The 12,818-nt window shown below is 64.0% G+C and carries 13 protein-coding genes; 7 read left to right on the forward strand and 6 right to left on the reverse strand.

Annotated features, from left to right (window positions below; translation table 11 throughout):
* Nucleotides 1-124 precede the first annotated feature (124 nt).
* A complete protein-coding gene (locus BLS48_RS27530; protein WP_091584729.1) occupies nt 125-1,171 on the forward strand; it encodes a DUF930 domain-containing protein in 1,047 nt (348 codons plus the stop codon).
* A gap of 4 nt (nt 1,172-1,175) precedes the next feature.
* Here BLS48_RS27530 and BLS48_RS27535 read toward each other — a convergent pair whose 3' ends face one another.
* Both BLS48_RS27535 and BLS48_RS27540 read right to left on the reverse strand, forming a co-directional pair.
* Nucleotides 1,176-1,850: an HAD family hydrolase gene (locus BLS48_RS27535; RefSeq protein ID WP_091584817.1), complete on the reverse strand. Its 675-nt coding sequence runs from the start codon at nt 1,848-1,850 to the stop codon at nt 1,176-1,178.
* Between the two features lie 94 nt (nt 1,851-1,944).
* Entirely contained in the window at nt 1,945-2,586 is a 642-nt protein-coding gene (locus BLS48_RS27540) for a hypothetical protein (RefSeq protein ID WP_091584731.1), read from the reverse strand.
* A gap of 194 nt (nt 2,587-2,780) precedes the next feature.
* Between BLS48_RS27540 and BLS48_RS27545 the strand changes: the two genes are divergently transcribed.
* The 5 genes from BLS48_RS27545 (at nt 2,781) to ptsP (ending at nt 7,616) form a co-directional block, all read left to right on the forward strand.
* The gene (locus BLS48_RS27545; RefSeq protein ID WP_091584733.1) at nt 2,781-3,218 is read left to right on the forward strand and encodes a transcriptional regulator GutM; all 438 of its coding nucleotides are present in this window, start codon (nt 2,781-2,783) and stop codon (nt 3,216-3,218) included.
* A gap of 166 nt (nt 3,219-3,384) precedes the next feature.
* Nucleotides 3,385-4,146, forward strand: coding sequence for a PTS glucitol/sorbitol transporter subunit IIC (srlA, locus tag BLS48_RS27550; protein ID WP_091584736.1), 762 nt, complete (start codon nt 3,385-3,387; stop codon nt 4,144-4,146).
* 16 nt (nt 4,147-4,162) lie between these two features.
* The gene (srlE, locus tag BLS48_RS27555; RefSeq protein ID WP_091584737.1) at nt 4,163-5,167 is read left to right on the forward strand and encodes a PTS glucitol/sorbitol transporter subunit IIB; all 1,005 of its coding nucleotides are present in this window, start codon (nt 4,163-4,165) and stop codon (nt 5,165-5,167) included.
* Between the two features lie 27 nt (nt 5,168-5,194).
* Complete coding sequence (locus BLS48_RS27560; RefSeq protein ID WP_091584739.1) at nt 5,195-5,575, forward strand: PTS glucitol/sorbitol transporter subunit IIA; 381 nt, start codon at nt 5,195-5,197, stop codon at nt 5,573-5,575.
* A gap of 55 nt (nt 5,576-5,630) precedes the next feature.
* Nucleotides 5,631-7,616, forward strand: coding sequence for a phosphoenolpyruvate--protein phosphotransferase (gene ptsP / locus BLS48_RS27565; RefSeq protein WP_091584741.1), 1,986 nt, complete (start codon nt 5,631-5,633; stop codon nt 7,614-7,616).
* Nucleotides 7,617-7,636: 20 nt separating this feature from the next.
* On the opposite strand, the gene BLS48_RS27570 is transcribed toward ptsP, so the two are convergent.
* Nucleotides 7,637-8,440 carry a hypothetical protein gene (locus BLS48_RS27570; RefSeq protein ID WP_091584743.1) on the reverse strand — a complete coding sequence of 268 codons (804 nt, stop codon included), beginning with the start codon at nt 8,438-8,440 and terminating at the stop codon, nt 7,637-7,639.
* A gap of 156 nt (nt 8,441-8,596) precedes the next feature.
* Here BLS48_RS27570 and BLS48_RS27575 point away from each other — a divergent pair, with 156 nt between their 5' ends.
* Nucleotides 8,597-9,613, forward strand: coding sequence for a sugar-binding transcriptional regulator (locus BLS48_RS27575; protein ID WP_091584745.1), 1,017 nt, complete (start codon nt 8,597-8,599; stop codon nt 9,611-9,613).
* Here BLS48_RS27575 and BLS48_RS27580 read toward each other — a convergent pair.
* Genes BLS48_RS27580 through BLS48_RS27590 form a run of 3 tightly spaced genes read right to left on the reverse strand, consistent with a single transcriptional unit; the run spans nt 9,600 to nt 12,778 of the window.
* Entirely contained in the window at nt 9,600-10,451 is an 852-nt protein-coding gene (locus tag BLS48_RS27580; RefSeq protein WP_091584747.1) for a TIGR01459 family HAD-type hydrolase, read from the reverse strand. The genes BLS48_RS27575 and BLS48_RS27580 overlap by 14 nt on opposite strands.
* Nucleotides 10,448-11,722: an FGGY-family carbohydrate kinase gene (locus BLS48_RS27585; RefSeq protein ID WP_091584749.1), complete on the reverse strand. Its 1,275-nt coding sequence runs from the start codon at nt 11,720-11,722 to the stop codon at nt 10,448-10,450. The genes BLS48_RS27580 and BLS48_RS27585 overlap by 4 nt, the downstream gene beginning before the upstream one ends.
* Before the next feature lie 15 nt (nt 11,723-11,737).
* Nucleotides 11,738-12,778, reverse strand: coding sequence for a class II aldolase/adducin family protein (locus BLS48_RS27590; protein WP_091584751.1), 1,041 nt, complete (start codon nt 12,776-12,778; stop codon nt 11,738-11,740).
* Between the last annotated feature and the right edge of the window lie 40 nt (nt 12,779-12,818).

Consider the following 12,818-nt stretch of genomic DNA (forward strand, 5'->3'; position numbering starts at 1 on the left):
GAACAGCGCCGATGGCGCGGCCCTGAGCGTGGGCATCCAGATCACCAAGCTGTGCAGCGGCTAAATTGCGCCAATCCGGTGTCTATGCTTGAAGCCGCCGCTATTTCATTCCACATCGGTCAGAATGAAGGACGAGGCACGAGAACGGCGTCGGAATTTGCTGTGGGGCGTGCCCGCATCGCTGATCCTGCATGCGCTCATCGCAGCGTTCCTGATCTACGGCCTGCCAACGCGTCCCCAAGAGCCGCAGCAGGAGCAGCCGGTCAATGTCGCGCTGGTGCCTCCGCCCGATCAGCCAAAGCCGAAACCGCAGCCAAAGGAGCCCAAAGCCGAAAAGCCACAGGAACCGAAGGTTGAAAAACCGCCCGAGCAGAAAGTCGAAAAGCCTCCTCCGCCGCAAAAGCAGGCTCAGAAGCCCCCGCCGATTGAGGTCCTGAAGCCTGTTTTCCAGTTCGGCGACAAGGATGCCGGCCCGAGGAAATCCCTGGATGGGGCCAGCGCTCAAGACAACTCGCCCTCGCCGGCGACGGATGACGATTCGAAGCCGCCTGCCGTGCCGAAGCAGGCAGAGGACAAATCCGCCGCGTCGGCAGAGGCGCACGACGCCGACAAGCAAACAGTCGTCTCACCAACGCCACAGGCTGCCGCCAGCGGCGACGGTGAGATCGAGCTTCCCATGTCGGCCGAAACGCCGCAGCCCAAACCCGCAAATGCGCCGAAGGCCAACCCCTCAAAGGTCTCGAAGTCCGGAAGCGGGAGCGCCAGCAGGCAAAGTCCTGCGGACACCGCCGTTGCCAAATCGCGGGCTTATTCGGGTCTTCCGGGCGTTCGCAAGCTCTACTCGCAGGGCGCTACCAGCGATGCACTGGCCACGACATCGATGGGTGGGGTGCCTCGCGGTCGGCGTGCTGCCACACTTTGCGCCAGCGCGTTGCAGCAGCAGTTGCTGGATGCCTCTTATTTTCCCGAATTGATCCCAAGTGTTCCGCTGAAGGCGGGCAATATTCTGGACGCCCCGGATGTCGCCTTTCGCACGACAACCACATGGTACCATCTCAGCTTCCGGTGCGAGGTCGATACCGATGCGACGAGGGTCTTGTCCTTCACCTTCCGTGTCGGAGATACTATCCCGCGCGAGGACTGGGTCCGCCTCGGACTACCTGGCCGCTAATAGACTAAGCGGGGATACCGAGGCCGGACAGTTGCCGGCTAACTTCATGCCAGTCGGCGCAGACGAAATCGGCACCGGCCGCTGTCAGTCGCGCTGCATGCTCGGCATAGGTATGCCCGCCACCGGTGTAGCCGATGGCCGTCATGCCGGCGGCGACCGCGCCCTGGATGCCGAAGGGCGAATCCTCGATGACGATGCAGTCGGCCGGGTTGGCGCCCATCTTGTCGGCTGCGAACAGGAAGATGTCGGGCGCGGGCTTGCCGTTCTTGACCATGGAGGAGCTGTAGATTGCGTCGCCGAAGAAGCGCGCCAGTCCGGTCACCGCAAGGCTGTGGTCTATGCGCTCGACGGAGGATGACGAGGCAACGCAGCGGTCGCCGGCAAGCGTCTCCAGAAATGCGGTGACCCCGGGCGTCGGCTTCAGTTCCTCTGAGAACAGGATCTTGGTCTCGGCCCAGATGTCGCCGCCCGCCGCCGGCGGAAACTGATGGCCGGTCAATTCCCTGATCCTGACGATGATGTCGGACTGCTTCATGCCGATGCACTGGGCGATGATGCCGCCATGAACGCCGGGCATGCCATGCTTTTCATAGACACGCTCATAGGCCCTGGCGGCTAGGGGCTCGCTATCGACGAGAACGCCGTCGCAATCGAAAATGATAGACCTTGATCGCGCCACGCGCATCTCCCCGGAGTCAATTTCGCACATCGCTATCGACAAAAAATCAAATGTTCAATAGCGCGATGTTTCGGTGGAGCGAAACCGGCGAGACTCAAAGCTGGCGTAGCGCATCGCTCGCGCGCGAGGATCCGAGCGCCCTTTGCATGGCTTGCCGGGACTGCGCGCGGTCCGGCGTGATCCAGTTCGGCTCCGCGCCAAGGAAGCGGTCGAGGAAAGCCACCGCATAGGCCGGCATCTCGGTCACATTCTCGCGATAGGACCACCAGGTGCGCAGGTCGTCGGCGCATTTGTCGATGCTCGGCGCGCTGCCGAATTCCTGCTCATAAATCGCCGAAATCACCGAGACGCAGTAGTTGGTGTAGAGGAATCCTTCCGGCCAGAAGCGGACGATTTCCAGCGTGCCGGCATTCGAATCCGTTTCGATCAGCTGGGTAAGGCCGGAGACCTCCCTGGCCGGCGCCTGTCTTATCAGTTCGCGCAGCACCAGGCCGGCGGCAAAGACGATGAAGTCGGCGCGGTCGATCGCGGCGAAGCGTTTCTGCGCCTCCATGATCTCGACCCAGTCGAGAAAGGCCCTGGTGAGCTTCGCCTCATCGATTTCGAAGCGCACGCCGAACGTGTCGGACACCACCTTGGCGCTGCCGCGAAAGGTGGCGCGGAACCAGCGCAACTGCCGCAACCGGTGGCGAAGGTCGGGCATAAGGGCCAGTTCGTCCCTGAAGGGCAGATCCATGTTCCTCGTTTCCTGTTTCCCGGCAAGACTAGCACAACAGCGCCGCCGCCGAAATCGATCAGCGTCCCTGTGGATGACAACTGCAAACGCCAATATCATACATATTGACATTCTCGGAAACAAATGTTCTCACTTTGCTGTTGTCACGCGCCGGGCCAAGGTGCGGCGCGACGGAGGCTTCGGGAGGAGACCGAATGGCGATTTGGCAGTGGGGACTGCTTCTGCTGGTTATTGTGTGGGCGCTGCAGTCGCTCGGCGTCTGGCTGCAGATGCGGCACTATTCGGATGTCTTCCGGGGCGTCACCGATCAATACAAGGACGGCTTCGTCGGCGCCGGCAATTTTCGCGGTCGATTCGCCAAGGGAACCATCGCGCTGGTCGTGGTGACGCCTGACCTGATCGTGCGCCGCCTGATGGTGATGAGTGGCCGGTCCGTCTTCACCAAGTTCAAACGACATCAAGAATTCGAGGGCGTTCCCCTCGATCGACTCCGGTCCAATCCTGCAATCATGGGAGAGGGGGAACCCGGTGTGGCCGAGGCCGTGAAGCGGGCGATCGAACAGATCGACAAAGCACGGTCGGAGCCGGGGAAGAGGCCGGGCCTGTCCGGCTTGAACGTAGCAAGGGCCTAGAGTCGGATGATTTCAGGTCGAATCGACCTGAAATCTGAATCCGCCTCTAAATCAAAGGGTTAGAGCATGATGTCGCCCGAAAACCGCTTCACACTTTTCGGTATCATGCTCTAGAGGACGCCGTGCGCCGACTGGGATATCCGGCGGGACGGCATAAGGAGGAGAAATGTCTGTATTTTCGTTGTTGGCGCAGCATGCCGACATGGCCGTGCACAATCTGCATGTTGCAGGTACCATGGTCTCGGATGCCGCATTGCATGGCAAGCTCGCCGTAGAGCATGCCTCGGACCATCTCGTTGTCCTGGCGCAAGCGGACAGCGGACCGATCACCGTCGATCAGTTCAAGGAAAAGCTGAAAGAGGTCCAGCAGGAAGAGCAGCTCGGCTGGCTGACCGCCATCGGCAAGTACTTCATCGGCATTTTCCAGAAGGGCGGCGAGGTTTTCGCCGGCTTTGTCACCGGCATCATTCCGACGCTGGTGGTGCTGATGACGGCCTTCTATGCCGTCACCGAACTGGTCGGCGAGGAGCGTGTCCACGGTCTGGCGCGCGGCGCCGGAAGGATCGCGCTGACGCGCTATACGCTGCTGCCGCTGCTGGCGGTGTTCTTCCTCACCAACCCGATGGCCTACACGTTCGGATCGTTCCTGGAAGAAAAGCACAAGCCGGCCTTCTATGACGCGGCCGTGTCCTACGTCCACCCGCCGCTCGGCCTGTTCCCGCACATCAACCCCGGCGAATACTTTGTCTGGGGCGGCATTCTCGTCGCTCTGCTGGAGCTGGAAAAGAAGGGCGCCGTCGTCGCCGGTTACCACGTCAAGGTGGCGATCTGGTACGCCATCGTCGGTCTCGTCGTCATCCTGCTCAAAGGCATGCTGACCGAGCGCATCACTGCCATCATGGCACGCCGCCAGGGCGTCGAGCTGTAAGGGCGGGGAGGACATCATGGCCAAGACATACAAAGCTGTACGAATCTCCCGAGGTAAAACCGGCTGGGGCGGCCCGCTCGTGATCGAGCCGACCGAACAGCGCAACAAGGTTGTTTCGGTCACCGGTGGTGGCATTCATCCGGTGGCTGCCCTGATCGCCGAAATGACCGGCGCCGAGGCCGTTGACGGCTTCAAGGCGCCGCCGATCGAAAGCGAGATGGCGGTTGTTGTCGTCGATTGCGGTGGCACCGCACGATGCGGCGTCTACCCGCGCAAGCGTATCCCGACCGTCAATCTGACGCCGGTCGGTCAGTCTGGGCCGCTTGCCCAGTTCATCACCGAGGACATCTACGTTTCGGGCGTGAAGCCGGCCAACATCGCGATGGCGGACGGATCCGAGGCGGTCACCACTGCGGGGGGAGCAGCATCGATGAGTTCAAGCAACAACAATGCGCCCGCGGCGCCGCAGGCGCTGCCAAGCGAGGGCGGCGTGATCGGTCTGATCAGTTCGATCGGCCGCGTCATGGGTCGTGTCGTCGGCATCTTCTTCAATGCCGGCCGCCGCACCATCGACCAGGTCGTGCGCAACGTGCTGCCGTTCATGGCCTTCGTGACCATGCTCATCGGCCTGATCTTGTACACCGGCATTGGCGATGTGCTGGCACAGCCGATGGGTCCGCTGGCCAACAACATTGTCGGCCTGCTGATCATCTCGGCCATTTGCGGCCTGCCGTTCCTGTCACCCATATTGGGACCGGGCGCGGTCATCGCGCAGGTTATCGGCGTGGCCATCATCGGTCCGCAGATCGCCAATGGCACGATTTCGCCGGCGATGGCGCTGCCGGCGCTGTTTGCCTACAATACCCAGGTCGGCTGCGACTTCGTTCCTGTCGGCCTGGCGCTCGGTGAGGCCAAGCCGAAGACGATCGAGATCGGTGTTCCGGCGGTGCTCATCAGCCGCCAGATCATGGGTCCGATCTCCGTGCTGATCGCCTGGGTCGTCAGCCTGATCGTTTTCTAGAGAAAAGCACGAAATGAGGTTCGCCATATGACGGTTCTGTTGAGAACACGGGTCACTGCCATTGGGCCCGAAGTGGCGGACCTTGCCGAAGGGGGCGTCGTCATCCTGTTCGCGGATGGCTCGCCGCCGGAGCTTGCCGAGGTTTCCGTGCTCCACAAGACGGAGCACGGACCCAGCGACGGCGCGCCCGCCAAGGGCGCGTCGATCACCCTCGGACCGGTTTCCGCGACCATCACGGCGGTCGGCTCCAGCGCCTGGAGCAAGGTGCTCGAGATGGGCCATGTCGTCATCTCGTTCAACGGCGCCACCGAGGCAGAGAGGCCGGGCGAGATCTGCGCATCGCAAGTCGACAGCCAAGCGCTCGTGGCCGCCCTGAAGACGGGCGCGATCATCACCATCGCCGCCTGACAGCATTCGTGCCGCAGCCTATGTTGGGAGCGGCGCCCAAAACCAGAGTATTGCCATGGAACGCTCGACCATCGTCAGAGTGCATGAAGGTTTGCACGCCCGTCCCGCCACGCGGTTCGTCAAGCTCGCCAAGGGCTTCGAATCCGACGTCGAGCTGGTCAAGGACGGCAAGGCGGTCAGCGCCAAAAGCTCCGTCAAGCTGATGCTGCTGGCGGTCAAGGAAAACCAGGAGGTCACGGTGCGGGCGAACGGCGCCGACGCCATCGAGGCCATCGAAGCGCTGATCGGCTATCTCGAGAATCCAAAGGCAGGCCTCGACGATGAAGCTGACTCGCAGAGCCCAGTGAATGATGCCGGGCAGAAAATGGCCCCCGCACCGGCGCCCGAAACCGCGCCGGTGGCACCTGCTGGAGCAAGCGGTCTGCGCGGCGTGGCGGCAAGCGAAGGGTCCGCCATCGGGCCGGCCTTCGCGCATTTCCCGCCCGATATCGCCGGACAAGGCCGCATGTTGCAGGTTGAAGAAATCGCGGGCGAGGTTGACAGGTTCCGCGCCGCCGTCGCCGCCGTCCAGATGCGCATGGACCGGGCGTTGGCGCAGGACACACTGTCCGCGGGAGACCGCGGCATCATCGCGGCACTCAGGGATATTGCCGCCGACGACAGCCTGACCGGTGAGACCGAGGGGCTGATCAAGGGCGGCAACGACGCGGTCTCGGCCGTCATCACCGCCGCTTCCACCATCGCCGCCGATTTCAGCGCCGTCGATGATCACTATCTCAATGCGCGGGCGGACGACGTCCATGCGGTCGGACGGCAGATCTGCCTCGTGCTGCTCGGGCAGGACGACGTCAGCCTCGAAAACATCCCCGAAGGGGCCATCCTGATCGCCGACGACATCGGCGCCTGGGATCTGGCGCGTGCGCCGCTGAAACGCATCGGCGGCGTGGTGTGCGGCCATGGCGGCGCCACCTCGCACATCGCCATCATCGCCCGCTCGCACGGCATTCCGGCAGTGCTTGGCCTCGGCGATCAGGTCAATGCCTTGCGCACGGCGCGCGAAGTGGCACTCGACGGCAATGCCGGCCATGTGATCATCGATCCCGATGCGGCGACACGAACCGATTTCGCCAATCGCGTTGAAGCGGCAGCAAAGGAGCGCGCCGGATTGACCGTCTTCAAGACGGTGACGCCGAAGCTCGCCGATGGCACGATCATCGAGGTCGCCGCCAATATCGGCTCGCTGGAGGAAATCGAGGCGGCACAGGAAGCCGGCGCCATGGGCGTCGGCCTGTTCCGCACCGAGCTTCTGTTCATGCGCCATATGCACCTTCCCTCGGAGGACATGCAGGCGGAAACCTACGCGGCGCTGGCCAAGGCATTCGCCCCATACCCGGTCATCGTGCGCACGCTCGATATCGGTGGTGACAAGCCGATTGCCGGCATCGAGTTTCCCGATGAGGAAAACCCCTTCCTCGGCTGGCGCGGCATTCGCATGTGCCTCGACCGGCCCGACATCTTCAAGCAGCAGTTGCGGGCACTGCTGAGGGCGACCGTCCATGGCAACATCAAGGTGATGCTGCCGATGGTGTCCGACATATCGGAAGTGAGGCGGACGCGTGGCCTGGTCGATGAATGCGCGGCGGAACTGAAGGCCGAAGGCGTGCCGCACGCGACATTCGATCTCGGCGTGATGATCGAAACCCCGGCCGCCGTGCTGATCGCCCCGGCGCTGGCCAGGGAGGTGGCGTTCTTCTCGATCGGCACCAACGACCTGACCCAGTACATCATGGCCGCCGACCGGCTCAACCCGACCGTGGCCAAGCTCAATGACGTCACCAATCCGGCCGTCATGATGGCGATCGAACTGACCGCGAAAGCGGGCGTCGCTGCCGGCATCATGGTCGGCATGTGTGGTGAGGCCGCCGGACGGCCCGATCTCATTGCAACATTCGTCAAGATGGGGCTTACCGAACTCAGCATGAGCCCGGCCTCGATCCAGCGCGCCAAGAAAACGATCATGGCCATGGCGGGCGAGGACTGAATCCCCGCCGCTAGCTGAGCTTACGGCAAGTGCGCAAGCAAGGTGGTGAAGACGGAGGTCAGTTCATCGATGGCATTCGCCTTGGCGCAGGCCTGAGCAATGCGATCGTGACGGATATCGGCTGCCAGGATCGCGATCTCGAGCATGTCGGGCTCGGGCGAACCGTCCCGGCCGGTGGTCGCCAGGCCGCAGGCCAGAACGAGCGGTGCCAGACAGCTTATGTCGAGCGCTCGGCCACTCATCGCCGCCGGTATTTCCAATGCGGTTTCGGTAAGACGGACAGGGCGCTGGTTGAGGCACTCGACCAGCAGCGCCGAACAGGTGGCAGCGATCGCCGGCAGCCCGGCGTCAGGCGCGGTCAGTGCAGCTAGCAGATCGCCGTGCCGCTTGCGCATCGTGGCATGGACGGCGGCAAAGTCGGCTTCGTGAATGCGGGCATTCTCGATGTTCAGGCCGGCAAGCACCGCCTTGGTCAGATAATACATATCGCGCCGGAACAGCCGCTCCGCGCTCAGCTGGTGATCCTCGTTGCCGACCGGGAAATAGGTGCCGAGGCCTTTCGCGGTCGTGCCGTCCACCTTTATCGGACGCTCATGCGGAACAAACGATTCGGCAATCGACAGCGCTTCGTCGACGGCACTCGCGGCATGGCTGAGCAGGCCTTCGATGCCCTTGCCCGGAAACGGCGGCAGATGGCTGGTTGCTTCGCGCAAGACACTGGCGTCGCCAGTGCCATCGTGGCGGCTCTGACGGATGACATCGCGGACTTCCCGCAACCGGTCCTTCAGGTTGACGCGGACATCTTCGGAGATTTGTCGGAGCATCGCGGATCGCCTCGAATTCATGCGAATGACCGCCAGCAGGAGGCCAGTCGCCTACTCTACATTGTTCCTATCGATTGGTAGATCAATAGGCGATATTAGACCAGCAGGCAGAATCGGCGACGGCGGGCGCGTCCATCGCCGCGGGGGAGGATAGATTTGGCCAGGCGGCGACAGAGCGAAAGCGACGACGGTCGGGCAGGAACCGGGGCAACCGAGCAGGTTGTCAACGAAAGCCGGACGGATCGCCTCAGGATTCGCGCCGCCTGGATGTATTTCGTCGAGCAGATGACGCAAAACGAGATCGCCGACGTCCTCGGCGTCGGCCGCGTCACCATCGTGCGCATGCTGGCGGAGGCCCGCTCGCGCAACGAGGTGAAGATCAGCATCGAAAGCGAATTGTCGGAAATCGTGCGGCTGGAGCGGGCGCTTGAAAAGACGTTCGGGCTGCAGCAGGCGTTGGTGGCGCCGCTTTCCGCACCCGACGCCGATCCGCTACCGGCAATCAGTGCCAAAACCGGCAGTTTCCTGTCCGACACGATGAAATCCGGTATGCGGGTCGGCGTCGGCTGGGGCCGGACGCTGTTCTCGAGCCTGCCCTTCATCAGCGCCAAATCGCTCACCGACTTCAAGGTCATTTCGCTGCTTGGCGGTGTCGGGGTCGTGCGCCGATTCAACCCGGCCGAGTTCGCCTGGCGCTTCGCCGAAATCTTCCAGGGCGACGGCTATCTGATCCCGACGCCGGCCGTCGTCGACAGCGTCGAGACCAAGATCGCGCTGGTCGAGCGCTGCGGCCTGCAGGAGGTTTTTGAAATGGCCAACGTGCTCGATGCCGTTTTGCTGAGCGTCGGCGGCATCGCTTCGGCCACGACCTTCTCGCGCGGCGGCTTTCTCAGGGAAGCGGACCGGGAGGCCCTGCTTGCGCGTGGCGCCGTCGGCGACCTTCTGTTTCATTTCTTCGATCGCAATGGCGATCTGGTCGACCATCCGATCAACAGCCTGGTGATGTCGGTCGATGTCGACCGGCTGCGCAAGGCGCCGATCCGGATCCTGACCTCCGGCGGCGAGGAGAAGATCGAAGCGCTGCTCGGCGCCATGACCCTCGTCGCGCCGACGATCCTGATCACCGACGAGGAAAGCGCTCGGCGCATGCTCGAGGCGGTCAGCGAAAGCTGAAGGAAGCAGTGATATAGTCCGGCCAGGCCTTCTCTGCCTCGAAAACGGCAGCAAGATCGGTCACGTCCGCCAATATTCCACCCAGCACCAGCGCCGTGGCGATGCCGGCGCCATTTCCCCCTGCTATGTCGTGCTCGACGCTGTCGCCGACACAGATCACGGTGCCTCGGTCCGGCTTGCCGGCCAGCGCAAGTGCCGCGTCGTATATCGCCGGGTAGGGCTTGCCGATGCGGGTGACTCTGCCGCCGAGGTTTTCATAGAGATCGGCGATCTCGCCAGCACCGAAGCGAGGTCCGACCGCGGTCAGCATGATCCTGTCGGGATTGGTGCAGAAGCACGGCACCTGCCGCGCCGCTGCCGGGGCAAGCAGCCGGCGATAATGGTCGAGGTCGTAGCGGTCCCCCTCGCTGGCCGAGATCAGCACCAGTTCGGCCTTGTCGCCGGCTCCGGTCAGGACAAAAGGCAGGCCCTCGATCGCCGAGCGGTCGTCATCGCGGCTGATCAGCAGGCAGTTCGTGCGGGGAGGCAACGCTCCGGTTGCCGCCATTCCGTGGAAGGATCGCCACGCCACCTCGCCGGAGGAGACGAAATGATCCCAGCTTCCGGCTGCGAAGCCGAGCTTCAGCAGGCGGTCCTCGTTGGGCCTGGCGCGCTTGCCGGAATTGGAAATCAGCACCACGGTCTTGCCGGCCTCCTTCAGCGCCGACAACGCCGCAACCGCGCCTGGATAAGGGGCCGAGCCGTCATGCAGCACGCCGAACTGGTCGAGCAGGAAAACCTCGTAGCGCTCCGCCAGCGGCCCGATGTCATCGAGGCGCACGACCTTGTTAACGCTCATAGGAGTCCCGCCTTGCTTGCGCCGATCAGTGCCAGCCGCGCCGTGCCGGCTGCGGCCTCGTCGGAAAGTGCTGGCAGGAAATCGACCCCAAGTTTGCGCTGACGGATCGCCGTCCAGGCCGGGTTTGCCGCGCCGCCACCGACGCTCCTGACCGATGTCAGCGCCGGCGCGCCAAGTTCGGCAAGCCTGCGATAGCCAAGCGCTTCGATAGCGGCGATACCCTCGAACATCGCTTTCAGATAGTCGGCGTCGTCCGCCGGCCGTGGTTCAAGGCGTGGCGGCAGCGCCGGATCGGCGATCGGAAAACGCTCGCCGGCCGTGCCGAGCGGATAGTAGTCGAGGCCAGTTTCCGTCGTGGGGTCGATCGTGGCGCTGAGCTCGACGATGCGCGCCAGCGGAAAATGCTGAGCTAGCACCTTGCCGCCGGAATTCGATGCGCCACCCGCCAGCCAGGCGTTGCCAAGCCGATGGCTGTAGATGCCGTAGCGCGGCGCCGAGATCGGCCGGTCGGACAGGATCTTGATGGTCAGCGAGGAGCCCAGCGCGGTGACTCCGTCGCCGATCGACGCGGCGCCTGTCGCAAGGAACGAGGCGCAGCCATCCGTGGTGCCTGCGACCACGATCACATCGCGCGGCAAACCGAACAGGTCCGCGACGGCCGCGGTCAGGATGCCGGTGACGTCGCCCGGCTCGACCACGCGCGGCAGCAATTCCATGCGCATTCCGGTCGCCGCGATCCAGTCTGGCCAGCGACGGGCCTCGACGTCATAGCCTGTCTTCAGGGCATTGTTCTCGTCGCTGAAATCGAAACGGCCGGAAAGGTTTCCGGCGATCCAGTCGGCCTGGTGCAGCACCGCCGCGATGCCGGGCAGGTGCTGGAACCACAGGGCCTTGGCGAGGCCTGAAGTCGCTCCATGCGCGGCGCTTGCGGCCGGCGCCTCGCGGGCGATCACGGCCAGGATGGCGTCATCGGCGACCTTGTCGTTGTACATCAGCGGCTCGGCAAGGGGCCGCCCGGCACCGTCGACCGGCAGCAGCGTGCCGGACGTGCCATCGACGGCGATCGCGCGGACCGTGGCGCGGTCGATGGCTAAAAGCAGCTCCGTCAGCGCGGCGCCAACCGCTGCCCACCAGACAGCGGGATCGCGGGGGCTCTGGCCGAACCTGTCGAGCGGAACGGCGGAACGCGCGGCAATGGAAAAATCCGGACGCATGGCGACGGCGCGCGCGCCCGAGGTGCCGATATCGATGCCGATGACAAGTGGCATCATGTCATCTGTCCTTTGCTAGCCTGCGGCGTTCAGCTTCTGGCGATACTGCTCGGCATCCCAGTTGACCAGCTCGTCGTTCTCCGCGTCGGTGAGATAGTTCAGCGTCGCTGTAACATCGACCCGCGCCGTCACGTCGGCAAGGCAGCGTTGCATGGCGTCGGCGCCGGCACTGGCGTCGCCGCGCATCAGGACGCCGGCACCGGGAAACAGGATCGCCGCCGGCGCCGTGCCCAGCCGCGCGACAACGCGCGCCACATCCTCACCAGGCCTGGCCACGACAGAGCCCTGGCCGAGGAAGATGACGTGGTCCGGATAGAGGCTGCCGGCCTCCGCCATGCGACGGCTTTCCGGGTCGAGCGCAGCCGCATGCGCTTCGACATCCGCCGGCAGTCGGTAGAAGCTGTCGCCGGCAAGCGTCGTCAAGGCGGCAATGTCGGGCGCCGCAGTTGCGCGCGCCGGCCGTGCCAGCAGCGACCGGACGCGGCGCAGCAGAAGCTCCGCTTCGGCGACGGTTTCGGCGGCGACGACCAGCCCGTGATTGCCAAGGATCAGCACGTCGACATCAGGCCGAAGTTTTTCGGCAATGCCGCGCGCAAGCGGCAGGCCAGGCCGGAAATAGGGGACATAGGCCCATTCGATCCCGTCGAGCCGCCTGGCAACCTCGGTCTCGCCGTTAGCCTGCACCGCAAGCGAAATGGTGTCGACACAGTGGACATGCAGAACGACGCGCTGCGGCATCAAGGCGTGCACAGTGGTTTCGATCGACGGGCGCAGCCCGCGCGGGTTGAGCGCAGCAATGGTGAAAGCCTGCGGCTGGTCGGCGGCGCTGTCGCGTTGTTCGACGGCCTTGAGCAGCGGCGACATTGCCACCGGCACCATGATGTCCTCGGTGAGCGCGTCCTTCAGCCAGGTGCCGGAAGCCTTGATCCACAGAGTGTCGCCGGCCTTCAGCGACGTGTTGCCGCCCGCCGCCTGGGTGAGGTGCGGGCTCTGCCCGATGCTGGCCGAAAGCGTCCGCAAGGCAGCCAGTTCCTGCGCATCAGCTTGGATCGCCATGGTTCCTTTCCTCCCGGCTAGGTCGTGCCTCGCACGAAAT

This window comes from Mesorhizobium qingshengii, from assembly GCF_900103325.1.
Lineage (GTDB): Bacteria > Pseudomonadota > Alphaproteobacteria > Rhizobiales > Rhizobiaceae > Mesorhizobium > Mesorhizobium qingshengii.

What these genes read in the sequence shown, in the direction of transcription:
- BLS48_RS27530 (WP_091584729.1), top strand. Translation starts at nt 125, where the DNA reads ATGAAGGACGAGGCACGAGAACGGCGTCGGAATTTGCTGTGGGGCGTG.
- BLS48_RS27540 (WP_091584731.1), bottom strand. Translation starts at nt 2,586, where the DNA reads ATGGATCTGCCCTTCAGGGACGAACTGGCCCTTATGCCCGACCTTCGC.
- BLS48_RS27545 (WP_091584733.1), top strand. Translation starts at nt 2,781, where the DNA reads ATGGCGATTTGGCAGTGGGGACTGCTTCTGCTGGTTATTGTGTGGGCG.
- srlA (WP_091584736.1), top strand. Translation starts at nt 3,385, where the DNA reads ATGTCTGTATTTTCGTTGTTGGCGCAGCATGCCGACATGGCCGTGCAC.
- srlE (WP_091584737.1), top strand. Translation starts at nt 4,163, where the DNA reads ATGGCCAAGACATACAAAGCTGTACGAATCTCCCGAGGTAAAACCGGC.
- BLS48_RS27560 (WP_091584739.1), top strand. Translation starts at nt 5,195, where the DNA reads ATGACGGTTCTGTTGAGAACACGGGTCACTGCCATTGGGCCCGAAGTG.
- ptsP (WP_091584741.1), top strand. Translation starts at nt 5,631, where the DNA reads ATGGAACGCTCGACCATCGTCAGAGTGCATGAAGGTTTGCACGCCCGT.
- BLS48_RS27570 (WP_091584743.1), bottom strand. Translation starts at nt 8,440, where the DNA reads ATGCTCCGACAAATCTCCGAAGATGTCCGCGTCAACCTGAAGGACCGG.
- BLS48_RS27580 (WP_091584747.1), bottom strand. Translation starts at nt 10,451, where the DNA reads ATGAGCGTTAACAAGGTCGTGCGCCTCGATGACATCGGGCCGCTGGCG.
- BLS48_RS27585 (WP_091584749.1), bottom strand. Translation starts at nt 11,722, where the DNA reads ATGATGCCACTTGTCATCGGCATCGATATCGGCACCTCGGGCGCGCGC.
- BLS48_RS27590 (WP_091584751.1), bottom strand. Translation starts at nt 12,778, where the DNA reads ATGGCGATCCAAGCTGATGCGCAGGAACTGGCTGCCTTGCGGACGCTT.